The following is a 1,131-nucleotide window of genomic DNA, read 5'->3' as shown; positions in this document are numbered from 1 at the left end:
CTTGAGGTGGCGCAGCGAGAGCGGGGCGAGCTGGGCGATCGACTTGGCCCACTCCTGCGCGTCGGCCAGCGTGCCGAGGCGGTTGGCGAAGCCGAAAGTGTATGCGTCGGAAGCGGACACGCTCTCGGCGCCCATCAGCACGGTCCGCGCCGGGCCGCCGCCGATCAGCGAGACCAGGCGGCGCACCGTCCAGCGGTCCACCGAGATGCCCAGCTTCGCGGCCGGAATGGCGATATAGGAATCCGGGCTCATCACCCGCAGGTCGGAGGCCAGCGCCAGCTGCACCCCGGCGCCGAGCGCGCCGCCGTTGATGGCGGAGATCACCGGCACCGGGACCGTTTCGATGGTGTGCAACAGACCGAGCAGTCCGTCGAGGAAATCCGACGAGTAGACGCCGGACAAATCGGCTCCGGCGCTGAAAATCGGCCCCTGACCGGTCAGCACGATCACCCGCGCGTCGGCCGCTGCGGTCGTGACGGCCTCGCGCAACGCTGCCACCAACTCGTTGTTGAGGGCGTTGCGCCGCTGCGGGCGCTGTAATTCGATGGTGACCACGTCACCATCCCGGCTCACTGCGAGCATCTGACCTCTCCCCATTCGCGCGGTTTCTCTTCCGGGGGCACACCTCACCGCACCCGCCGGTCGGTATCGACTCCACTGTATGCGGCGGACAGTTACCGCAGCGCACCCGACGCGTACTGTGACGGCGGTGACCGCACCCGATTTCGAGATTGTGGTGATCGGCGCCGGCCAGGCCGGACTGTCGGTCGGCTATCACCTGCGGCGGCTCGGATTGACACCGGGAACCGACTTCCTCATCGTCGACCACTCCCCCGGTCCCGGCGGGGCATGGCAATTCCGCTGGCCCTCACTGACTTTGAGCACCGTGAATCGCGTGCACGACCTGCCGGGGATGTCGTTCACCGAAACTCTGCCGCCCGGCTCGGATTCCGTACCCGCCGCGACCGCGGTGCCGCACTATTTCGAGCTGTACGAGAAGCGTTTCGACCTGCGTGTTCGCCGGCCGGTGTCGGTACGGGTGGTATGTGATCGGGCAACCACCGCAACATGTCCGGGGACGTTGGTGGACGGGCTGTTGCACGTCGAGACCGTGGTCGGCGAAAACCTCTC

Annotated in this window: 2 protein-coding genes; one reads left to right on the top strand and one right to left on the bottom strand. The window is 67.3% G+C overall.

Annotation, left to right across the window (positions count from 1 at the left end; all coding sequences use genetic code 11):
- Nucleotides 1-582, bottom strand: a 582-nt coding sequence (locus ACGF5C_RS35040; protein ID WP_393308748.1) for an enoyl-CoA hydratase, incomplete at its 3' end; no start/stop codon positions are given.
- Nucleotides 583-709: 127 nt separating this feature from the next.
- On the opposite strand from ACGF5C_RS35040, the gene ACGF5C_RS35035 reads away from it, so the two are divergent.
- The coding region (locus ACGF5C_RS35035) for an NAD(P)-binding protein (RefSeq protein ID WP_393308747.1) at nt 710-1,131 on the top strand (422 nt) is incomplete at its 3' end.

The organism is Micromonospora sp. NPDC047620 (assembly GCF_043205005.1).
Classification (GTDB): domain Bacteria; phylum Actinomycetota; class Actinomycetes; order Mycobacteriales; family Micromonosporaceae; genus Micromonospora.
Note: the sequence above shows the minus strand (reverse complement) of the source record. Positions and strands in the feature narration are given on the sequence as shown.